The sequence below is a fragment of the Caballeronia choica genome (assembly GCF_001544535.1).
GTDB classification, from domain to species: domain Bacteria; phylum Pseudomonadota; class Gammaproteobacteria; order Burkholderiales; family Burkholderiaceae; genus Caballeronia; species Caballeronia choica.
In genome coordinates, this window is the sequence record NZ_FCON02000520.1 from 1 (window position 1) to 916 (window position 916).

The 916-nt window shown below is 62.6% G+C and carries 2 protein-coding genes; both read left to right on the forward strand.

Annotation, left to right across the window (positions count from 1 at the left end; genetic code table 11):
- Positions 1-582: transporter substrate-binding domain-containing protein (locus AWB68_RS45445; RefSeq protein ID WP_125483325.1), on the forward strand; the 582-nt coding region annotated here is incomplete at its 5' end.
- 35 nt (positions 583-617) lie between these two features.
- Positions 618-916 (forward strand): PhzF family protein (locus AWB68_RS45450; RefSeq protein WP_143282078.1); only part of this gene is annotated, 299 nt, incomplete at its 3' end.

The window sequence follows — 916 nt, forward strand, 5'->3', positions numbered from 1 at the left end:
TTGACCTCGTTCGAAGAGCTTCTGCCTGGCGTGCAGGAAGGTCGCTGGGACATGAACGTGCCAATTTTCGTGACGCCCGAGCGAGCCGGGCGCGTTGCATTCAGTGTGCCGGTCTGGTCGCTGGGGGACGGCTTTTTGCTTCGTCAGGGCAATCCGAAAGCGCTGACGAGCTACCGGGCCGTCGCGGCGCGCAACGACGCTCGGCTCGGGATCGTTGCCGGGACGATTCAATACGACGCCGCCATGTCGGCGGGCGTGAGCGATAGCCAGATCGTGGCATTCAAGGACCAACCGCACGCGATCGACGCGCTGCTCGCAGGAGAGATCGACGCCTACGCGAGCACGGCGGTGGGAAGCCGTGTCTTGGCCAGTGCCAATAAGGAACTGGAGGTGGTCGCGCACGAAGCGAGCAAGGAAGGCGCAGCGCCCGTCGGCGCCTTCTCGTTCAACAAGAGCAATCATGCGCTTCTGCAGGCAGTGAATGAGCAGCTTCGGAAGTACCTCGGTTCGGCGGATCACCGTGCTCGCATGGCGACGTACGGCCTCACACGGACGGAGCTCGACAGCGTGAGCGTAGCCTGAGCGGCACGAGTCCGCGCGATTCAATTGGAGCGAGCATGAAGCGATCGTATAAAGTCGTTGACGTCTTTAGCTTACGTCCGCTTCTGGGCAATCCAGTGGCCGTGGTCATGGACGCGGAGGGCCTTACCGCCGACGCGATGCAGGCTGTCGCGAGATGGACCAACCTGTCGGAAACGACGTTTGTCCTTCCGTCCACGACAGCCAACGCCGACTATCGGTTGAGGATTTTCACGCCGCGTAGCGAGCTTCCCTTCGCCGGGCATCCGACCTTGGGTAGCGCGCACGCGATCCTGGAAGCCGGGCGTGTCACACCTCGCGAAAGCGGTCGATTGAT